The organism is Bradyrhizobium sp. ORS 285, assembly GCF_900176205.1.
Lineage (GTDB): Bacteria > Pseudomonadota > Alphaproteobacteria > Rhizobiales > Xanthobacteraceae > Bradyrhizobium.
Genome location: NZ_LT859959.1, coordinates 6,635,202 through 6,653,624 on the forward strand (window position 1 = coordinate 6,635,202; position 18,423 = coordinate 6,653,624).

Here is an 18,423-nt window from a genome sequence, read left to right on the forward strand (position 1 = left end):
CCGTCTAATCCATTAGTGCTGTCTTACCTTTGATGGCGCTGGCGGCTCACACAAACCTCGCCGTAACGGCAACCCCGCTGGTGAGCAGAGGTTCCGGGCTTGGCTGCGGATATATGGGATTTGGACGATGCCGTCCTACGGGGACGACTTGCACTCTACTCTTGGTGCATTGGGGCGCTTCCCGGAACTTACGACATAACCCTGGGCAACGTGTATATTGTGCTTCAAGCCGGGGAGCGGACGGTTAAAGCTTCGAGAGCATCTCTGTGGCCACACGAGATTTCCTGGCGGCACGACGACGAAAGTTCATTGCTCGGTTCAGCCTGAGCGCCGAGACCTGCGACCGGGCTCTTCCTGCGGAAAGAGCAACGCTTCCTGAATTGGGATCGAGGTTGGGAAGAAGCCTCCAGCTCACGAGGTTGCTTGACAGGGTCGCACTCAGACAAACTCAATTCTACGCCACTCTATCCAAATCACGCACCACAGCTCCAAAGCTCTTCCATCTTTGATCTGCGGCCTCTTGAGTGCCTTCGGCGGCCGCGCGGCGCTATGAGCCTAGGGCAGAAACGCTTGTGAGGTTCTCGCCTGGGTTACCGTTGCGAATTGAAGCGACCCGAGCATCTCTATGAACTTAAATAACAGCGACGATATCAAGCAGCGCCGCCTAGTCGAGTTTAAGGATGGCTGCCGGTATGGAAAATTCGGCAAGACGAAGGCCTATGAGCTGATCGCGAGAGAACAGATCAAGGCTTACAAGATGGGAGGCAAGACACTCATCGATCTAGACAGTATCGACGAGTATCACGCCTCCTTACCCCGGGTCGAGTCTCGGGCGATGATCTGAGCTGATTTGCGCACGACGATGAACTGACTGACCTTGACGCCGGAGCCTTGCAGCCGCTGCGGCCACGCGAGAAGCTCTTCCTAGCTGGTGACGCGCCAAGCGCTGTGGTTGGCCATCTCGGCCGCCGCCTGCGTAAGCGAAACGGCGGGCGCACCGTCGCTCAGGCTATCAAGGCGATCCGACTAATGCTGGATTAGACGCACGCCTTCCCATGGGGCCGCGCGGTTACAGATGCCGGTTCTTGCTGTTCCAAAACTGGGGCCGCACCACCTCCTCGCGCCATGGCCCTCCTTTCGTCCGTACCATGGGCGAGTTGGGCTTCCGACTACATCGTCGTCAAACGCGACCTACTCGTTCAGCTGGTCGACGCGGTCGCGCAGAAGCCCCCGCGCGCAGTGGTCGCCACCCGGCAGTTATCGCAGTCCATGGTCCACAGCGCCTTGATCAGCGCTTTTGCACGTTGGGACGCTGTCGTCATTCGACGCGCAGCAGTTCGCGGATTGGCGGTACGCGATCGCTTGTTTTCAATGCAAGTTTCGCGTGCACGTGACAAAGGCCCGCTCTTAACCTCTCGATCTTGCGTTAGGTGGAAGTCCGCCGGGCCTTCGAGCCAAAACCGGGTTCGATTCCGGTCGAAGTGATTTTAGAGACCGGAACGCGATGGGCTGTGCCTGCTGCCGAAGAGCCTGCAATTTTTTTTGCCAGCAAATGCAGTACGTCATCTTGTTGGTATTCCTGTTGGTACCGGCAGCCACCGACAACGAGAATGATTTCAAATTCAAATGGTTACGGGTTTAAATGATTGCCGGCCAGGGGCACCACGCTTCGCCCTTCGGGCTACGCGTGGCGCAGCCGCGCCGTGGCCTGAAGGGCGAAGCGTGCCCGGCGTAGCCTCTTGGCGAAGCCGGGCGTTTGAGCCCGCCAAGTCTCGCTTGAGCCGCGCTTTCTGATCTTGGATCAACTCTGTCAAACAGCCACGCTTCGTCAACCTCACGATCATTCCAGACACGCGTACTTACTCTCGCGGCTGAACCAGCCCGAGGGTTGCATCCGTCGCGCGCCTCGAAATATCAGAGGCGCAGGGAGAGCCGGACCTCGACTGAGGCCCGTGGCCCGCCTGCGAAAAAAATGCAGGCGGCAGGTACCACAGGTTCAGCCGGACGACCCGGCCCTCCCTGCGCGCTGGTTTTAACGGTGTCCTTCGTGCTCTCCTTGGGGACCGGGCTTTCTTGCCCCCATCACCCGCGCCAACACTGTCGCCTCGGCACGGGCTTGACCTCAGCATCGGGAGGCCGGGACCACACGACTTTGCCGTCCGCGACGCGAGCGCTCGTCCGGCGCCGCATCCACGTCCATCGCAGCCCACCTCCACGTATCGTGACGACGCGTACGCCCTCTGCATCGAGGCGGGATGGCGGGAGTAGAGCATGATTTTCGGAAAAAGGGAAGAGAAATATTTGGCGGGGGAGGCTTGAGGGAAGCGAGCGGTTGCAATCTCACCGTAAAATCGCTTGCTGCCGGAAAGCTTCTCCGGCCCTCGCTGATCGCCGAAGGCTCCAACCCGACCTTCCCTTTCGACGTTCAACTCGCATATCATGGGTCATGACAAAGCTCCTGGACAAAGCTCTCGAAGCCATCCGCCGCCTGCCGCCGCACGACCAGGACGAGATCGCTCGCGCCATGCTGAGTCTTGCAGGTGATGGCAATGAGGCGGAGACGATCGATCCGGCTCACCTCCCGTCGGTCCTGGAAGGGTTGGCTCAGGCTAAGCGCGGTGAGTTCGCGACCAAGGAAGAGGTCGAGGCGGCATTCCGTCGTTTCGATCAGTGAGGCTGCGCTTCACCTCCCGGGCCTTGGACGACCTGCGCGAAATCGCAGCCTACTTGCACGATCTCAGCCCGACTGCCGCGCAGCACGTGCGCGGCGATATCCTACGCTGTCTGGAACGGCTCACCGCGTTCCCACGAATGGGAAGGCAGCAAAATCTCGACGGAGTACGGAAGTCGATCACGCGGAAATACTTCTATCTCGTGTACTACGCTCTCGACGAAGCCGATCGAGAGATCGTCGTCTTGAGCATTCGACATCCTTCCAGAGAGCGCGAGCACGAGGATTGTTGAGAGAGCCGCTGACGCGTCCGAAGCTCAACACGAAACATCCTCTGCCGGTTGCAAGGAACCGCTGATCTACTCGGTCGACATATCCAATGGCCTGATCTGCCGGCCGCCCCGGTCGAAATTGGCGTCCGACAGCCACTGCTCCAGCGCGGCCTTGCGGTGCGGCCACTCATCCTTGAGGACTGAGAACCAAGCCGTGTCGCGCTGCCAGTCGTTCACGACGGCCGCACGCCGCCAGACGCCTTCGGGTGTAAGGTCGAGATTCATTGCCGCTCGGGGCGATTTCGTGTTCTCTGCGCTGCACAGCGCCACACAAGCCGCTCAAAGCCGAGATCATTCATCGCCGTCACATATCAGAAGGAAGATCGCTTCGCGCCCCGTCGCATTCCCTGCAGCCACGGCGAGAACCAGATGCTGCCGATCTCCTGGATAACGTCAGCATCAGAGGACGTAGTTAAGCGCCTCCGCGTGAGCTTGATCGCAATAATCCCTGACCCACGAAACGTGCTGATCGAATTGACCTCGGACATCGCGCATAGCGCACAGCAATTCGTCACGCGTCTTTGGCAGTACACCGCAAAAAAGCTTTAACGCAACTAACGGCGGCAAAAATGCTACCAAATCGCCTTTCGGAACGGCACGCAAACGCTTCTCTATCGCCCCGAACGGGCAATTCGCACTTTTGTGAACAGGAAAGATGGCAACCCAGGCGTCCGGATGCTCGTGGAGCCGGCGCCGATTGATCACGTGGTCCGCCTGAATTCCAGATTGACCAGTAATGTCAACGCCATAACACTGCTTTGCGACATTGCGGAGGGCACGTGCGTAGCCGGAGTACGTAGCGCGAGCCCAAAGTTGGTTATACCCAAAGATCTCTTTTTGGCCACTAAGCCAGCCCGATACTCTGACAGCTGAGGTGGCGTAAACGCTAGGAATGTTTTGAAACGAAAGACAATTGTTCGCTGCCCAACGGCAGAGTGCGTCGATGTTGGCAAACATCACAGGAGGCCCGGGCAGACAGGCCTCAACCATAGAGACCAAATCGATTCGAAAGGGCGCAATCACGCCGGCCGTCTCTGGGGCGAGCGGCGACCAAGCAAATGCTGAGGATGTGTCTTCCTCTTTTCGAGATCGCCATCACAGTTCCTGAAGCTAGCTTACGTCATGAGCTGTTCATTGTGTCTTGAGGGCGCTAGCTCACAACACAAAATTGGCTTTCATTCAAGAAGGCTCGGAAAACCGCTTGTTCAGTAAATCAGTCCTTCCGACTAAGAAGTCCTTCCTCAACCGGTTTACCTTGCAATAGGTCGCCAATCCGAAGGCCAATGATATTGTGCGCATGATGGTGGAATGGTGACGGTGCAACCGACGTCCGTTAGATCGAATTCTACGGCAACGAAGAATTGGTGCACAGTCACCATCCTTAAGCAAGCCCTACTTGCTCATGCTCCCTGCCTGGTTCGTGCCCGGGCCGACATTGCCCTGGCTCGACGAGGTGGAGTCGCGGCCGGACTTCATGTTGGTGGTGCCGGGCTGCATGTTGGCGCCGGTGGTCTGCGAGGAGTTCGTCGACATCGACGACTGGTGCTTCTTGTGGTGCTTGGCTTCGGCTGCGAACGGCGCGGCGGCGAAGCTGACGGCGACGAGCGTGGCGAGGGCAAGCTGGGTCTTCTTCATGGATCCGATCTCCATCGGGTTGAAACGACACGCTCGCCCAACCCGCTGCTGACCACCGAGTTCCGGATCTCCGATCAAGCGTTGGTGTGCGCTCAGGCACGGCTTATTAGGAACGAATCCTATAAGCAGTGGTCCAGCGGTGATTGCTGCTTCGCAACAGGCTCACGCCGGAGCTTGCACAGGCGCTGACGCTTGCTGCGTTTTCGGGAACGGCCTGAACGTCATCATCATCAGGACGGCGCCGAGGCCCATCACCCAGGAGCCGACATAGAGCCACGTGTAGCTGGCAAAGCTGTCGTAGATCAGGCCGCCGGCGAGCGGGCCGGTCGCCATCCCCAGGCTGCCGGCCATCGCGGTGCCGCCGATCACCGTGCCCATGATGCCTTGCGGAAAGTTGTCGCGCGCGATGGAGGCGTAGAGCGGCATCGTGCCGGCATAGAGGAAGCCGAAGGTGGCGGCGACGGCGTAGAACGCGGCGAGACCGCGCACGGCCACATAGGCGAGCGCGCCGAACGCCTGCGCCAGCAGGCCGAGGACGAGCACACGCTTGGCGCCGAAGCGGTCACCGAGCAGGCCGAAGGCGATGCGGCCGCCGAGGCCGGCGAGGCCCTCGACGCTGTAGATCGTCACCGCCGCCATCAGCGGGATGCCGCACGTGACGGCGTAGCTGACGGTGTGGATGATCGGGCCCGAATGGGTGGCGCAGCAGAAGAAGTTGGTGGCGAGCAGGATCAGGAATTGCGGCGAGCGCAGCGCCGCCGATCGCGTCATCTCGGGCGGGCCGGCCGCGGGACCGGACGCGACGATGTCGCCCGGCGCTGACGCCGGCGGACGGCCGACCAGCAGCGAGGTGGGGATCATGATGGCGGCGACGATCGCGGCGATGCACTGCATCGCGGTACGCCAATCATAGGTCGAGACGAGCCAGGCCGCGAGCGGCGACATCGTCATCGGCGCCACGCCCATGCCGGCCGACACCAAGGACACCGCGAGGCTGCGATGGCTGTCGAACCAGCCGGTGACGGTCGCCATGACCGGCGGGAAGATCGCCGCGGTCGCCACGCCTGCGATCAGGCCGAACAGCAACTGAAACATCAGTAGCGAGGATGTCAGGCTGGCCAGCAGAAGACTTAGCGCGAGCAGGGTCGAGCCGATCAGCAGCACGGGGCGCGGTCCGATGCGATCGGACAGCGTGCCCCAGGCCATGCTGGTGCAGGCCATTGCCAGAAAGCCGATCGTCAGCGCGCTGGAGATGCCGGCGACCGACCAGCCGGTTGCGGCAGCCATCGGCTTGAGGAACACCGGCAGCGAGAACAGGCCGCCGACGGCGACGCAACCGAGCACGCCTCCCGCCGCCACGATCACCCAGCGATAATACGATATGGTCATCAATTGTCTCCGTCCTCTTCGGTGAGAAGACGTCCGGAAGATCGCCTGGACGACAGAAGACCGCAAATTATTCAGGGCAGCACGACCGAACCGGAACCGCGGGAGATCGCGACATCAATCGCTGCGACAACGCGTCAATGATCGTAGCGCGTCAACTCATCAGGTCCCAGAAGCTCGCCTTGCGACCATGCTCGAACTTCAGGCGCGCGAGATAGGCCGCATGCGGCTCGAACTCGCCGAAATCCGCGATGATCGCGGCGAGGCTGCCGCATTCGAGCACATGCCTGGCGGCATGGCGATAGCGGCCGGTGCGGCTCCCCTGCAGCGTGTCGTCGATCATCGCGCGCAGCAGCAGCGTGGCCGCGAGCGGATGCTTGCCGGCGAGCGCATCCGCAGCCGGCGCGAGCACGTGATAGGCCTCGCCATTCAGCTCCCGGCTGCGTCCAAGCACGAGCTTCGCGGCGCGATCCAGCGCCGGCCAGCGAATCAGGAAGTCGAGCGCCCATATCATCCGTGGAAACTGCTCGACGTGATCGAGGGCGCGCCGTTCGGCCTCGACGTCGTCGAAGTCCGGCAGGCGCTTGAGATGAGCTCGCAGTTGCCTTGCGTCGAGGCTGCGCGCGAAGCATGCCCAGCGTGCCGCCTGCGCGTCCTCGCTGCGCCCGAGGCCGTCGAGCACCTGGATGCGCGCATCCTCCCAGTCCGGATCGGGACGGCTGGGATTGCGAAGCTCGGCGGCGTCGAGGACCTGCAGCGCCTCCGCGCCTCGCCCGACCGCCAACAGCCGCAGGGCGATCTCGGCGGAAATCTCGGAGCGGCGCGCCTCCGTGTCATCGAATTGCGCGATGTAGAGCTCGACGTCATGGGTCGCATCCGCGATGGCCAGCAGCGCCGAGCGGGCATTGCTGGTGCGGCGGCGCTGCTCCTCCTCCTGCTCGTAGAGGCCGTCGCTGCTGCCCCAACCGGCGGATCTGCGCTGGGTATGCGCGGTGCGTTCGACCGGTGTCTTCGCAAACGCGATGAAGCGCTGCTTGAGATGATCAAGGCCGGGCCCGCCGAGCGCCGGCGCCACGCTCTCGATCAGATCGCCATATTGGCCGTAGGCGTTGCGGTCGACGGCGATGAAGACGCGGTCGGCCAGTGCAATGGGATCGGCCTTGGCCAGCTGCGCCAGCGGTCCGAGATCAGCGCAGGCCGCGCAGAAGATGTCGTGAAGCACCCCGTCGCTGTCGTCACAGCGGCCGAGGACGCCGTTCGCCAGATCCATGAATTGCCACATCAGCTCCAGGGCTGCTGGAGAATCGTTTTCCGCCACTTGCTTGGTGATGCTGCCGCGCAGCGCTTCGAGGTCCCCGGCCAGCGGACGCAGCTTGTTGCGCTCGAGAAAGGTGGTGGCGCGGCCGATCTGCGCCAGCCGCTTGCGCAGTTCGGTTGCGAGCTTGGTGGGCGTCGCGATCTCGAGCTTCAGGCGCCGCTTGATGGCCGCATCGCGCTCGGCGACCTCGAGCAGCAGCTCGGCGAGGCGCTGCGCCCCGAGCTGCTCCAGGGCCTTGGCAGTCAGTGGCGTGCTGGAGGCCATCGCAGCCCTCGTTGGTTTACAGAGGGGTCATGCCGTGCTGGCGCTTGGTCTCGGCAGTCTCCTCGGAGACGAGATATTCGATGAAGGCGCGGGCCGCGTCGGGATGCGCGCCGGCCTTGCACAAGGCGGCGGCGAACACAGTGCCCGGCTGCAGCGCCTCGGGTAGCAGGCCGACGATGTCGATGCCGGGGGCACCGAGCATCTCGCTGAGCTGCTGGAAGCCGACATCGACCTCGCCATCGGCGAGCAGCTTGGCGACGGGAATGCCGGGCTTGGCCTGCACCAGACGCGAGGCGCCCTCGCTCTCCAGGCCCCAGTCGCGGGCGAGCTTCTGCACGTGGGTGCCGCTCGGGCCGGTGGAGATGCCGATCGCCTTGGCAGTCTCCATCGCCTTGCGCACGGCGGCCTCGTCGAGCGGATCGGGCTTTGCAGCACCCGCGCGCACCGCCATCGCCATTGGTGATTCCGCGATCTCGATGATGCTGCCCGGCACGAGATGGCCGTCGGCCTCGAGCTTCTGCAGCGCGTCGGAGGCGAGCACCGCGAAGTCGAACGCCTCGCCGGCGCGGATGCGCTTGGCGGCATCGACGCCGCCGACGGATTCGATGGTGATCACCTCCCCGGTCGCCTCCTCATAGGCGGCCGCGAGCTCGGCCAGGATCTGCCGGGTCGCCATCGAGGAAATGCCGGCGGCGGTGACGCTCATCGGGGGCTCCGTTCAAGATCGTTTGGCACGTAGACGCTTTTTGTGCGGGATTGCTATCCGATATGGCAAGCGGGACGGCGGAGCAAGATGGCGGGATGCGACGGCCTCGCGACGAGCCCCGCTGCGCTCCCTCTCCCCGCCCTTCACGGGGAGAGGGTTGGGGTGAGGGGCAGCGGCGTCGGTGGTGTTCATTGGACACGGGACTTATGACGACGAGACTGCGGAAGCGCGACTCCATCGAAAATAGGTCCCTGCTTGTAGCAGACATCTGTCCGACAACTAAGTCTGCCCGCGTGGCTGCCCCTCACCCCGACCCTCTCCCCGTAAGAACGGAGCGAGGGAGCGCACCGCACGTGCTGAAACATGGCGCGTCTCCATGACGACGATGTAGTCGCGCCGGGGGCTCCTACTTCGGCACACTCTCAAGATCCTCCAGCCACGCCGTGGCATTGCCGTCAGACGGCGCGCGCCAGTCGCCGCGGGGGGACAGGGCGCCGCCAGCGACGACCTTGGGGCCGTTGGGCATCGCCGAGCGCTTGAACTGGCTGAAGGCGAAGAAGCGCTTGAGGAAGACCTCCAGCCATTTCCTGATGTCGCCGAGCGCATAGGCGTTGCGCTTGTCATCCGGGAAATGCGGCGGCCAGGCGCCGTCGCGCGCGTCCTTCCATGCGTGATGCGCCATGAAGGCGATCTTCGACGGGCGCATGCCGTAGCGCAGCGTGTAGAACAGATTGAAGTCCTGCAACTCATAGGGGCCGATCGCGGCCTGCGTGCTCTGCGGCGTCTCGCCGTCCTTTACCGGCACCAGCTCCGGCGAGATCTCCGCCGACAGCACCGCCTCAAGCGTGCGGTCGACGTCGGCCGAGAACTGATGCGAGGCGATGACCCAGCGGATGAGATGCTGGATCAGCGTCTTCGGCACGCCGGCATTGACGTTGTAGTGCGACATCTGATCGCCGACGCCATAGGTACACCAACCGAGCGCGAGCTCGGAGAGATCGCCGGTGCCGAGCACCAGGCCGCCCCGGTCATTGGCGAGGCGGAACAGATAATCGGTGCGCAGGCCCGCCTGCACATTCTCGAAGGTGACGTCGTAGACCTCCTCGCCGCGACCGAAGGGATGGCCGATGTCCTTGAGCATCTGCGTCGCCGTTGGGCGGATGTCGAGCTCGGCGGCGCTGACCTCGAGCGACGTCATCAGTGCGTGCGCGTAGGACTTGCTCTGCGCGCCCGTGGCGAAGCCAGGCATCGTGTAAGCAAGGATATTGGTGCGGGGCAGGCCGAGCAGGTCCATCGCTTTGGCGGCGACGATCAGCGCGTGCGTGGAATCGAGGCCGCCGGAGACGCCGATCACGATGCGCTTGGTGCCGGTGGCGCGCAGCCGCTGCGTCAGGCCGGCGACCTGGATGTTGTAGGCCTCGTAGCAGTCCTGATCGAGCCGCGCGGGATCGCTGGGCACGAAGGGGAAGCGCTCGATGCTGCGCCTGAAGCCGATGTCGCCCTCGGCCGGCTGCAGCTCGAAGCCGATGCGGCGCCAATGCTCGCCGCTGTCATGTGCACGCGCGTTGTCGTCGAACGTGCCCATCAGCGCGCGCTCCTGGCGCAGCAGGTCGAGATCGACGTCGGCGAAGATGGTCTGGCCGGTCTGGCGGAAGCGCTCGCTCTCGGCGAGCAGCACGCCGTTCTCGAAGATCGAGGTCTGGCCGTCCCAGGACAGGTCCGTGGTCGATTCGCCGACGCCGGCGGCCGCATAGATGTAGGCGGCGAGGCAGCGCGCCGACGTCGAACGGCACAGCAGCGAGCGGGACTCGGCGCGGCCGACGGTGATCGGGCTGCCGGAGAGATTGGCGAGCACGGTGGCGCCGGCGAGCGCAAGTTCGGAGGCCGGCGTGATCGGGATCCACATGTCCTCGCAGATCTCGACGCCGATCACGAGGCCGGGGACATCGGCGGCCGCGAACAAGAGGTCGGTGCCGAACGGCGCCATGGTCTCGGCGACTTCGATCATCTCGCCGCGGAGGCCGGCGCCTGAGGCGAAGTGGCGGCCTTCGTAGAACTCGCGATAGGTCGGCAGATAGCTCTTCGGGATGACGCCGAGCACCTCGCCGCGATGAATGACGACGGCGCAATTGTAGACGCGATGCGCGAAACGCAGCGGCGCGCCGACGATCAACACCGGCATCAGATCGTGCGAGGCTTCGACCAAAGTGAGCAGCCCGCGCTGGACGGCATCGAGCAGCGGGTCCTGCTTGACGAGGTCCTCGATGGCGTAGCCGGACAAGCACAGCTCGGGGAACACCGCGACCGCCGCGCCCTGGTCATGACAGGCGCGCGCGGCGGCCAGGATCGCCGCCGCATTGGCGGTCGGATTGGCGACGCTGGAGGCCGTGACGCAGGCGGCGACGCGGGCGAAGCCGTGGCGGTAGATCGAATGGAAATTCATCGGGCAGTCCATCTCCTGTCGCCTGATCATACGACATGTTCCATGACGGGAGCCATGACAAGGGCGGCAGGTCAGTACCGCCACATCTGCAGGCTGCGCCACCTTGCGGACGGGCCTCATTTGATTTGCGCCGGTCGCCGGATGCCGGATAGATCGGGGCTCCCACGCGAGCAAACGCATGAACCTGTTCGTCATCGGCTTCGGCTATTCCGCCCAGCGTTTCGTCGATCTGCATGGCGGCGACTTCGCTGATATCAGCGGCACCGTTCGGAGCGCCGATAAGCGCGCGCAGCTCGCGCGTGATGGGCTCGACCTGTTCGACGGGACGACGCCTGCCGCCGCGACGCTCAAGAAGGCCGCCGAGGCGGATGTGGTGCTGATCTCGGCGCCGCCCGGCGCCGGCGACGATCCCGCGCTGACCCATTTCGGGGATGCGATCACGTCCGGTCGCGCGCGCGTCGTGTATCTCTCGACCGTCGGCGTCTATGGCGACCACCAGGGCGCCTGGATCGACGAGGACACGCCGCTGGCGCCGGAGCACGGCCGGGTGCAGGCCCGCGTCCGCGTCGAGGAGGCGTGGAGACGCCGGATCGGCGACCGGCTGGCGGTGCTCCGGCTCGGCGGCATCTACGGCCCCGGCCGCAACGCGCTGGTCGAGCTGCGCGCCGGCCGGGCGCGGCGCATCGTCAAGCCGGGCCAGGTGTTCAACCGCATCCATGTCGACGACATCGCCGGCGCCATCCTGGGCGCGATCCGGCGCGAGACGGGCGGCGCCTGGAACATCGTCGACGACGAGCCGGCGCCGCCGCAGGACGTCACCGCCTATGCCGCAAACTTGATGGGCATCGCCCCGCCGCCGGAGCTGCCGTTCGACAGCGCCGAGCTGTCGCCGATGGCGAAAAGCTTCTACGCCAGCAACCGGCGGATCCGGAACGCCAGGGCCAAGCAGGATCTCGGGATGGTGTTCGCCTATCCGACCTATCGCGCAGGCCTGGATGCGCTGTGGGCGGCGGGCGAGGGGCGCAGCTGAGGCGGGAGATTTTGCCGGGGGTGGGAAACCTTTCACGCCACCAGCGATTGCACCGAACAGAGATTGTCATGCGGGGCTGACGCGACTGCACGTCGTGCGGCCCTCACGCAAAGGATGTTCGACATGCAAGCCGACCACCCCATCACCTGGCTCACCTTCTTCACGCTTGCCGCCGGCATCGTCATTGCCGCCGGCGCCTTCCTGGCCTTCCTGCGCTCGCGGCACAACCGCGAGATCGCGGCGGTCGCACTCGAGGGCGACGGCCGCGGCCGTGGCATCGCGCCGTCGGGCGCGCTGCCCGAGCTCGGCGGCATCTTCGTGCTCGCTTTGATTGTCGCCGGCCTGCTGGTGGCGGGCTACCAGAGCGGCGGCGCGACGCGTTTTGCCGGCGGTGACAAGCCGACCCCGGTTCCGACCGCGCCGACCAACACGGACCGCGGCACCACGGTGGGCGCCGGTGCGGCGATCACCCCGCCGCAGGCGCCGACCATGACCCAGCCGGCCCGGCCCGATCCGGACCTGCGCACCGCCCCCGCCTCCTCGCCGACCGGTGCTGGCCCAGAGAGTGGCGGACATCCGGAGGCCAATCCGCCGGCCCGGTAAAAACGGACCGTCCGAAAAGCACGAAGGCCGCGCTCAGCGCGGCCTTTTTCATTCACACGGCATCCCAAAACCGCGTCAGATCATCGCCGCGACCTTGTCGAGGCCGATGGTGCGCGCGAGCCGCCGCACTTCGTCCTTCTGGTCGTCGCGGAGCTGCCAGAGCAGCGGCATGGCGGCCGACTTCAGCTGCTGCACCTCGTCGGAATCCGGATCAATCGCGACGGCGCCCGGCTTGGCGGCACCCTGGCGCGTGCTGTGGATCTTGCGGGCGACGGCGCGCAGCGCGGTCTCGACCGCCGGCCAATAATATTCCTGGCTCGACGACAGCCGCAGGCGATCCTTGATGCCGGCGATCTGGGTGTCCGACAGCAGCGAATAGGCCTTCTGCACCTCCGGCTTCAGCGGGGCCGGCGCCGGCTCGCTCCGGGCGAGAATCTTCGACTTCGGCACCACCGGCTCGGTCGCAACCACCGCCGCGGCAGACGCCGAGGCTTTCGCCATCTCGGCCTCGGACGGCGCATAGGCGTAGGCCTGGCGGAGCGTCGTCTTCGGCGCGGCGGCCGGCTGCTGCGGCTCGGGAGCCGCAAGTGTGACCATGGCGAGACGGTCGCCCTTGGCTTCGCGGTTGGAGATCGGGCTCTTGGCGACGACTGCCGGCATCATCGCACCGGCCGAGGGCACGCTGTCCCGCATCAGGACGCTGGTCACGGCCGCGCCTGCGATCAGAACACCCAGCAAAGCGACAAAAGCGATCGACTTCGTCACGCACATCTCCGTATTCCGGCCGACAGGCCGCACTTCGCCGTAAAGTGGGAGTTAATTAAGGCTATACGATGCCACAGAAACACCGAGGCCACCATTCCGCCCTGTGAACATGGCGGATATTTTTTTCACGCAGCAGAATAGAGCTCGGCCGGCATCTGCAGATCATAGGCAGCCTGGATGTCGGCGACGATGTCGGAGGCTTCCCACAGCGCGGCCGGTTCCACCGAGTGCAGGCTGATGGTCCAGTTCCCGCCGCGCGCCGTGCGCGGCACGCTCATGATGTCGAACTGTACGTTGCGGCACAGCGGATGGCGCTGCAGGGCATGACCGACCCGGATGCGGATCTCATCGAGCGTCACGCGCTCCTTGCCCTGTCCCAACTCGATTCCCATCGCGCAATTCCGCCAATCTCAAACTTGGCCGATTGTGGGATCGGATGGTTAATGCCCGCTTAAGGAGAAAGGCCGTGTTTCTCCGCATCAGGACACCTCCCGGGCACGGCGATACTCATCAGTCGTGCGCGCGACCAGCGTCGTCACATCAACAATGTCGATCACTCCCGACGTCGCATGGCCCGCGCTCCAGACGTCGCGCCAGCGCTTCGGACGGCTCTCGCGCGCGCCGACATCGATGTCCTTGCCGATCTCGATCGTGCCGCGCGCCGGCAAATTCTCCGGGTCGAGCCCGGCGGCCACGATCGACGGGCGAAGCATGCTGGTCGGCAGGCCGGTGAAGGCCGAGGTCAGCAGCACGTCGTCGGCCGAGCTTTCCACCAACATCGTCTTGTAGCGCTCGTCGGCCATGCTCTCGCGCGTCGCGATGAACTTGGTGCCCATGTAAGCGAGATCGCAGCCGAGCACCTCGGCCGCGCGCAAGCTCACGCCATCGCTGATGCCGCCGGCGAGCACGATCGGACCTGCAAAGAAGCTGCGTACGGCGCGCACGAAGGCGAAGGGATTGAGCCAGCCGGTCTGCCCGCCCGCGCCGGCCGTGAGCAAAACCAAGCCATCGGCGCCGGCCTCGACGGCACGCTCGGCGTGGCGGATCGAGGCGACGTCGGCGAACACCAGCGCTCCCGCGTCGTGCAGCGGCGCGATCACCGGCGCGGGCGAGCCGACCGAGGTGATCACAATCTCCGGCCGATGCAGCAGCAGCACCGCGAGATCATCCTGCAGCCGGGCATTGGAGCGATGCACGATCAGGTTGGGGCACACCGGCGCCGTCGCGATGCCGCTGCCATCCGCCGCGCGGCCGCGGCGTTCGGCGAGTTCGCGCAGCCACGCGTCGAGCTCGTCGGGCGTACGGCAGTTCACGGTCGGGAATGCGCCGATGACGCCGTTGATGCAGGCCGCGCTGACGAGCTCGATCCCCGACACCAGGAACATCGGCGCTGCGATCAGCGGCAGGCGCAGCCGCCCCCGCAGGGCGGCAAATGGACTCTCTTGCATGGCGCGCTCTCCCTCAAGCGTCTTGCCTAAGGGGATAACGGCGCCGATGCTTGCGTTCAATCGTCGCCGAAGAAGCTGAACCGCGGGCCCTGCATGTCGACCGGCTGTGCCGCATAGGTCCGCGGCGTGGAATCGTCGCGGACGGCCTGCTCGACCGCGCGCATATCTTGCTCGCGGCGCTGGCGGCGGCGCTCGACATATTGGCGATGCCGCTCGGCGCGGCGCTGCTCGGCGGCGCGCTTGCGCTCGGCCTCGCGCGCCTTCTGATCGGGATCCTGGGTCTTCTCTGCGGACCTGTCCTGAACCTTCTCCGGCTCCTTGGCCTGCGCACCCTCGGGCATGCTGGTCTGCGCATTGGTCTGCGCCGGAGAGAGCGCGGCGGTCGTGGTCTCCGTGGCCGGAGCTTGCGGCTGCGGCGAGGCATTTGCTGCGGCAGGAGTCGTCGTCGCCGATGTTGCCGTTGCGGGAGCAACCTTGATCGGCGCCGTCGCGGCCGCCTGCGTCGCCGCGAGATAGGAGGTGACCGTCGGACTCGGCGACGGCGCATCCGGGACGGTCCGCTCGAGCTTCGTCGATTCCAGTGCGGGCGTCTTCGGATGCATGCCCTCGGCAATCATCAGTCCGCCGCCGAGACCGGCAGCGACGGCGATGGCGACCGTTCCGGCGCCTGCAAAGAAAGCTGTCGAGGTGCGCATGGCCGTACTCCCTGATTGTTCGGCCGGGCAACGCGGCGCGCGCGGCGATGTTCCGAGCTAAGCGTGACGCGCTTGAGCGCAAGGCGCATTCTGCTAGCCTTTGCAACAAGCCCTGCGGCGCAACAACGATCGGGGCAAATCGGGAGGACGTTCCATGCACCATCAGCTTCATTCATTTCCGGTCGTCTGCGAGCAGACGCTGCTGACATTGTCGCGTCATCCCTCGCGGACCGCCTTCAGCTGGCCGGGCGGATCGCTGACCTATCAGGGCGCGATCGACCTGATCGGGCGCATGCAGAGCGTGTTCATGCGACTCGACCTCGCGGCGGGAACACGCGTCGCGTTCCTCACCGCGAACCGCGCCGATGCCTGGTGCGCTGGCATGGCCGCGCAACTGTCGCGGCTCGCGATCACCTGGCTGCATCCGCTGGGGTCGCTGGAGGACCAGCTGTTCCAGCTGTCGGATTCCGAGTCGCAGGTTCTGGTGATCGATGCCGCGACGTTCCGCGATCGCGGCGGCGAACTCGCCTCGCGCGCCCATGGCGTGCGTCACGTGTTCACGCTCGGGACCGCGGACTATGGCGCGGACCTGCTCGCCGCCATCGAACAGGCCGGCCACGCCACCGCGCGCAACTTCGCCACGCCGAACGATGTCGCGACCTTGAACTATACCGGTGGCACGACCGGCAAGTCGAAGGGCGCGCTGCGTCACCACCGCGAATATGGCGGCTTCGCCACCGCCATCCTCGCCGACTTCGAGATCCCGGAGGGTGCGCGCTATCTGACGGTGGCGCCGATCAGCCACGTCGCCGGCACCAAGGTGCTGCCGACCCTGATGCGCGGCGGCACCGTACACATGCTGAAAGGCTTCGACCCCGAAGCCGTGCTGAAGACGATCGAGCGCGAGCGCATCAACTTCACGCTGTTCGTGCCGACCATGATCTACGTTCTGCTCGATCATCCGGCTCTGGCGAAGACCGACCTCTCCTCGCTCGAGCTCGTGCTGTACGGCGCCTCGGCGATGTCGCCGACGCGGCTGGTCGAGGGCATTGAGCGCATCGGCCCGGTGTTCTCGCAGCTCTACGGCCAGACCGAATGCTATCCGGTCTCGGTGCTGCGCAAGGCGGACCACGATCCGAAACAGCCGGAGCTGTTCCTGTCGTGCGGCTTTCCGATCGCGGCCTGCGAGGTCAAGATCCTCGACGACGACGATCAGGAGGTCGCGCAGGGCGAGGCTGGCGAGATCTGTGTGCGCGCGCCGCATGTGATGACGGAATATTGGAAGCGGCCTGATATCACCGCCGAGACCTTGAAGAACGGTTGGCTGCACACCGGCGACATCGCCCGCCGCGACGAGCGCGGCTACATGTACATTCTCGACCGCAAGAAGGACATGATCGTCTCCGGCGGCTTCAACATTTTTCCGCGCGAGATCGAGGATGTCCTGACGCAACACGCCGATGTCGCGATGTGCGCGGTGGTCGGCGTGCCCGACGAGAAATGGGGCGAGGCTGTCACCGCCATTGTCGTGCCGCGCGCCGGCGCAGAGCCCAATGCGACCGAGCTGATCGAGCTGGTCAAGACGCGCAAGGGCTCGGCGCATGCGCCCAAGCGGATCGAGTTCGTGAGCGAGCTGCCGGTGACCGGCGTCGGCAAGATCGACAAGAAGGTGCTGCGCGCCAGGTACTGGGAGGGACGCGGGCGGATGGTGGGGTAGCGGCACGGCAAGCTCACGCAGTGGAGATCGTCATTGCGAGGCGCTCTTGCGCCGAAGCAATCCAGGGGCGGCACGCGTAGCCCTGGATTGCTTCCGCCTACGCTCCATGAGCTTCGGCGGACCCGTCGCTTCGCTCGCAATGACGAAGCTCTCTCGGATCACTGAGACCAGACCACGCGATGGCGCGAATGTCTGATCAGCCCAGCTAGCAACCCCGACACTCCACCGTCGTCCCGGGCCAGCGCAACGCGACCCGGGATCCATAACCACAGGAGAGCGTGGTGAACGCGGATGTCGCGACTGGCCTCATTCAACGTCCTGTGGTTATGGGTCCGGGCGTTCGCCGGGACGACACCATTTGCGTGGCACGATCGCCGGCGCCCCACGTCCGCGTTCGACCGAGATGCGCCCCTCCAATCGACCTGAACGTCTGTTGTCCGCCGCAAACACGACATTGCCGCCTCGCGGCGCATCGGAGTCCGAGTATTGCTGAAATCATCCCCTCCATCAGGACATGACGACGCGAGAGAGATGAGGCCGTAGGGTGGGCAAAGCAGCCGCCCGCAGGGCGGTCGCGTGCCCACCGCCCCCCAAGGCGGTGGTGACGATGGTGGGCACGGCGCGTGGTGGCTCGGCGTAACAAGCATGCAGTTGGGCGCGCCTTTGCCACCCTACGGGTTGAGCTGTTTGAAAGGTGGTCGCTCGTCCCGGACAAGCCACGCCGCGGTGCGCGTGCTGAGCAAACGGCTCATGACCTGCGTGGCCCGAAAGTGGGGCTGTTGGAGACCGCGCACGCAAACACTCGCGCAAGCTCGCAGGTCTCCGAACGCATCATGCGGGCGCGAGCAGCAAAGCGATCCACGACGCTTCGGAGAGACCCTCTCCTCAAGAGACTCTCGGCTTGACCCTGGATTGCTTCTCTGCTCGCAATGACGCGGCTGTCGATGGCCTCTTGAAGACGAGGTCGACGCTTCACCGCTTCGTCTTCGCCATGTTCAGCTTCACCGCTGCACCAATCAAAGCCTTGAACGCGACCTCATCGATCTGGTCGTTCTCGTGAATATCGATGGCGCGGCGGGCGTTGCCGTCGAGGCTGGCGTTGAAGAGGCCGTTCGGGTCGGGCAGTGAGGCGCCCTTGGCGAAGGTCAGCTTGAGATAGGCCTTGTAGCTCTCGCCCGTGCAGATGATGCCGGCATGCGACCACACCGGGACGCCGCGCCATTTCCATTCTTCGACCACCTCGGGATCGGCCTGTTTGATCAGTCCGCGGATCCGCGCCAGCATCGCGCCGCGCCAATCTCCAAGTTCCTCGACCCTTTGATCGATCAGTTGCGAGGCCGACGCCTCGCGTGGTTCCGCGACCGCAGTCGGCTTTCTGATCATTCTCGCACCCCTCTCGATGACCGACCG

General features: G+C 65.0%; 18 protein-coding genes. 6 read left to right on the forward strand and 12 right to left on the reverse strand.

The genetic code is table 11. The features are described from left to right. The first annotated feature begins 625 nt into the window (after positions 1-625). The 3 genes from BRAD285_RS29650 to BRAD285_RS29665 all read left to right on the forward strand — a co-directional run bounded on the left by BRAD285_RS29650 (position 626) and on the right by BRAD285_RS29665 (position 2,964). Positions 626-844 carry a helix-turn-helix domain-containing protein gene (locus BRAD285_RS29650; RefSeq protein ID WP_006615330.1) on the forward strand — a complete coding sequence of 73 codons (219 nt, stop codon included), beginning with the start codon at positions 626-628 and terminating at the stop codon, positions 842-844. 1,602 nt (positions 845-2,446) lie between these two features. Continuing rightward, the gene (locus BRAD285_RS29660) at positions 2,447-2,674 is read left to right on the forward strand and encodes a hypothetical protein (protein ID WP_006615357.1); all 228 of its coding nucleotides are present in this window, start codon (positions 2,447-2,449) and stop codon (positions 2,672-2,674) included. Further along, entirely contained in the window at positions 2,671-2,964 is a 294-nt protein-coding gene (locus BRAD285_RS29665; protein WP_006615358.1) for a type II toxin-antitoxin system RelE/ParE family toxin, read from the forward strand. Before BRAD285_RS29660 ends, BRAD285_RS29665 begins: the two co-directional genes overlap by 4 nt. Before the next feature lie 66 nt (positions 2,965-3,030). Here BRAD285_RS29665 and BRAD285_RS29670 read toward each other — a convergent pair whose 3' ends face one another. From BRAD285_RS29670 to BRAD285_RS29700, 7 genes are all read right to left on the reverse strand, one after another. Further along, entirely contained in the window at positions 3,031-3,228 is a 198-nt protein-coding gene (locus BRAD285_RS29670) for a hypothetical protein (protein ID WP_050887002.1), read from the reverse strand. 174 nt (positions 3,229-3,402) lie between these two features. After that, positions 3,403-3,960, reverse strand: a complete 558-nt coding sequence (locus BRAD285_RS35570; RefSeq protein ID WP_139020739.1) for a hypothetical protein — start codon at positions 3,958-3,960, stop codon at positions 3,403-3,405. Positions 3,961-4,395: 435 nt separating this feature from the next. Then, positions 4,396-4,638 carry a hypothetical protein gene (locus BRAD285_RS29680; protein ID WP_035648849.1) on the reverse strand — a complete coding sequence of 81 codons (243 nt, stop codon included), beginning with the start codon at positions 4,636-4,638 and terminating at the stop codon, positions 4,396-4,398. Between the two features lie 162 nt (positions 4,639-4,800). Continuing rightward, positions 4,801-6,027, reverse strand: coding sequence for an MFS transporter (locus tag BRAD285_RS29685; RefSeq protein WP_006615362.1), 1,227 nt, complete (start codon positions 6,025-6,027; stop codon positions 4,801-4,803). 151 nt (positions 6,028-6,178) lie between these two features. Beyond that, entirely contained in the window at positions 6,179-7,606 is a 1,428-nt protein-coding gene (locus BRAD285_RS29690) for a DUF6880 family protein (RefSeq protein ID WP_006615363.1), read from the reverse strand. A gap of 16 nt (positions 7,607-7,622) precedes the next feature. Further along, the gene (locus BRAD285_RS29695) at positions 7,623-8,312 is read right to left on the reverse strand and encodes an extracellular solute-binding protein (RefSeq protein WP_006615364.1); all 690 of its coding nucleotides are present in this window, start codon (positions 8,310-8,312) and stop codon (positions 7,623-7,625) included. A gap of 406 nt (positions 8,313-8,718) precedes the next feature. After that, positions 8,719-10,755: an NAD(+) synthase gene (locus tag BRAD285_RS29700; protein ID WP_006613184.1), complete on the reverse strand. Its 2,037-nt coding sequence runs from the start codon at positions 10,753-10,755 to the stop codon at positions 8,719-8,721. 178 nt (positions 10,756-10,933) lie between these two features. Here BRAD285_RS29700 and BRAD285_RS29705 point away from each other — a divergent pair, with 178 nt between their 5' ends. Beyond that, entirely contained in the window at positions 10,934-11,785 is an 852-nt protein-coding gene (locus tag BRAD285_RS29705) for an SDR family oxidoreductase (RefSeq protein WP_006613183.1), read from the forward strand. A 123-nt stretch (positions 11,786-11,908) separates the two neighbouring features. After that, positions 11,909-12,388 carry a hypothetical protein gene (locus BRAD285_RS29710; RefSeq protein WP_006613182.1) on the forward strand — a complete coding sequence of 160 codons (480 nt, stop codon included), beginning with the start codon at positions 11,909-11,911 and terminating at the stop codon, positions 12,386-12,388. Positions 12,389-12,463: 75 nt separating this feature from the next. Here the strand turns inward: BRAD285_RS29710 and BRAD285_RS29715 are convergent, their stop codons facing one another. The 4 genes from BRAD285_RS29715 to BRAD285_RS29730 all read right to left on the reverse strand — a co-directional run bounded on the left by BRAD285_RS29715 (position 12,464) and on the right by BRAD285_RS29730 (position 15,296). Next, positions 12,464-13,096, reverse strand: coding sequence for a hypothetical protein (locus BRAD285_RS29715; RefSeq protein WP_006613181.1), 633 nt, complete (start codon positions 13,094-13,096; stop codon positions 12,464-12,466). Positions 13,097-13,278: 182 nt separating this feature from the next. Next, positions 13,279-13,545: a hypothetical protein gene (locus tag BRAD285_RS29720; protein ID WP_006613180.1), complete on the reverse strand. Its 267-nt coding sequence runs from the start codon at positions 13,543-13,545 to the stop codon at positions 13,279-13,281. An 87-nt stretch (positions 13,546-13,632) separates the two neighbouring features. Next, a complete protein-coding gene (locus tag BRAD285_RS29725) occupies positions 13,633-14,601 on the reverse strand; it encodes a nitronate monooxygenase family protein (protein ID WP_006613179.1) in 969 nt (322 codons plus the stop codon). Between the two features lie 56 nt (positions 14,602-14,657). Then, on the reverse strand, positions 14,658-15,296 hold the full coding sequence (locus tag BRAD285_RS29730; protein WP_006613178.1) for a hypothetical protein: 639 nt from the start codon (positions 15,294-15,296) through the stop codon (positions 14,658-14,660). 154 nt (positions 15,297-15,450) lie between these two features. Between BRAD285_RS29730 and BRAD285_RS29735 the strand changes: the two genes are divergently transcribed. Beyond that, positions 15,451-17,013: an AMP-binding protein gene (locus BRAD285_RS29735; RefSeq protein WP_035647246.1), complete on the forward strand. Its 1,563-nt coding sequence runs from the start codon at positions 15,451-15,453 to the stop codon at positions 17,011-17,013. Between the two features lie 972 nt (positions 17,014-17,985). Here the strand turns inward: BRAD285_RS29735 and BRAD285_RS29740 are convergent. Then, on the reverse strand, positions 17,986-18,396 hold the full coding sequence (locus BRAD285_RS29740; protein WP_006613176.1) for a DUF1801 domain-containing protein: 411 nt from the start codon (positions 18,394-18,396) through the stop codon (positions 17,986-17,988). Between the last annotated feature and the right edge of the window lie 27 nt (positions 18,397-18,423).

What these genes read in the sequence shown, in the direction of transcription:
- BRAD285_RS29650 (WP_006615330.1), top strand. Translation starts at nt 626, where the DNA reads ATGAACTTAAATAACAGCGACGATATCAAGCAGCGCCGCCTAGTCGAG.
- BRAD285_RS29725 (WP_006613179.1), bottom strand. Translation starts at nt 14,601, where the DNA reads ATGCAAGAGAGTCCATTTGCCGCCCTGCGGGGGCGGCTGCGCCTGCCG.
- BRAD285_RS29690 (WP_006615363.1), bottom strand. Translation starts at nt 7,606, where the DNA reads ATGGCCTCCAGCACGCCACTGACTGCCAAGGCCCTGGAGCAGCTCGGG.
- BRAD285_RS29685 (WP_006615362.1), bottom strand. Translation starts at nt 6,027, where the DNA reads ATGACCATATCGTATTATCGCTGGGTGATCGTGGCGGCGGGAGGCGTG.
- BRAD285_RS29705 (WP_006613183.1), top strand. Translation starts at nt 10,934, where the DNA reads ATGAACCTGTTCGTCATCGGCTTCGGCTATTCCGCCCAGCGTTTCGTC.
- BRAD285_RS29695 (WP_006615364.1), bottom strand. Translation starts at nt 8,312, where the DNA reads ATGAGCGTCACCGCCGCCGGCATTTCCTCGATGGCGACCCGGCAGATC.
- BRAD285_RS29660 (WP_006615357.1), top strand. Translation starts at nt 2,447, where the DNA reads ATGACAAAGCTCCTGGACAAAGCTCTCGAAGCCATCCGCCGCCTGCCG.
- BRAD285_RS29680 (WP_035648849.1), bottom strand. Translation starts at nt 4,638, where the DNA reads ATGAAGAAGACCCAGCTTGCCCTCGCCACGCTCGTCGCCGTCAGCTTC.
- BRAD285_RS29730 (WP_006613178.1), bottom strand. Translation starts at nt 15,296, where the DNA reads ATGCGCACCTCGACAGCTTTCTTTGCAGGCGCCGGAACGGTCGCCATC.
- BRAD285_RS35570 (WP_139020739.1), bottom strand. Translation starts at nt 3,960, where the DNA reads ATGTTTGCCAACATCGACGCACTCTGCCGTTGGGCAGCGAACAATTGT.
- BRAD285_RS29735 (WP_035647246.1), top strand. Translation starts at nt 15,451, where the DNA reads ATGCACCATCAGCTTCATTCATTTCCGGTCGTCTGCGAGCAGACGCTG.
- BRAD285_RS29700 (WP_006613184.1), bottom strand. Translation starts at nt 10,755, where the DNA reads ATGAATTTCCATTCGATCTACCGCCACGGCTTCGCCCGCGTCGCCGCC.
- BRAD285_RS29720 (WP_006613180.1), bottom strand. Translation starts at nt 13,545, where the DNA reads ATGGGAATCGAGTTGGGACAGGGCAAGGAGCGCGTGACGCTCGATGAG.
- BRAD285_RS29740 (WP_006613176.1), bottom strand. Translation starts at nt 18,396, where the DNA reads ATGATCAGAAAGCCGACTGCGGTCGCGGAACCACGCGAGGCGTCGGCC.
- BRAD285_RS29710 (WP_006613182.1), top strand. Translation starts at nt 11,909, where the DNA reads ATGCAAGCCGACCACCCCATCACCTGGCTCACCTTCTTCACGCTTGCC.
- BRAD285_RS29670 (WP_050887002.1), bottom strand. Translation starts at nt 3,228, where the DNA reads ATGAATCTCGACCTTACACCCGAAGGCGTCTGGCGGCGTGCGGCCGTC.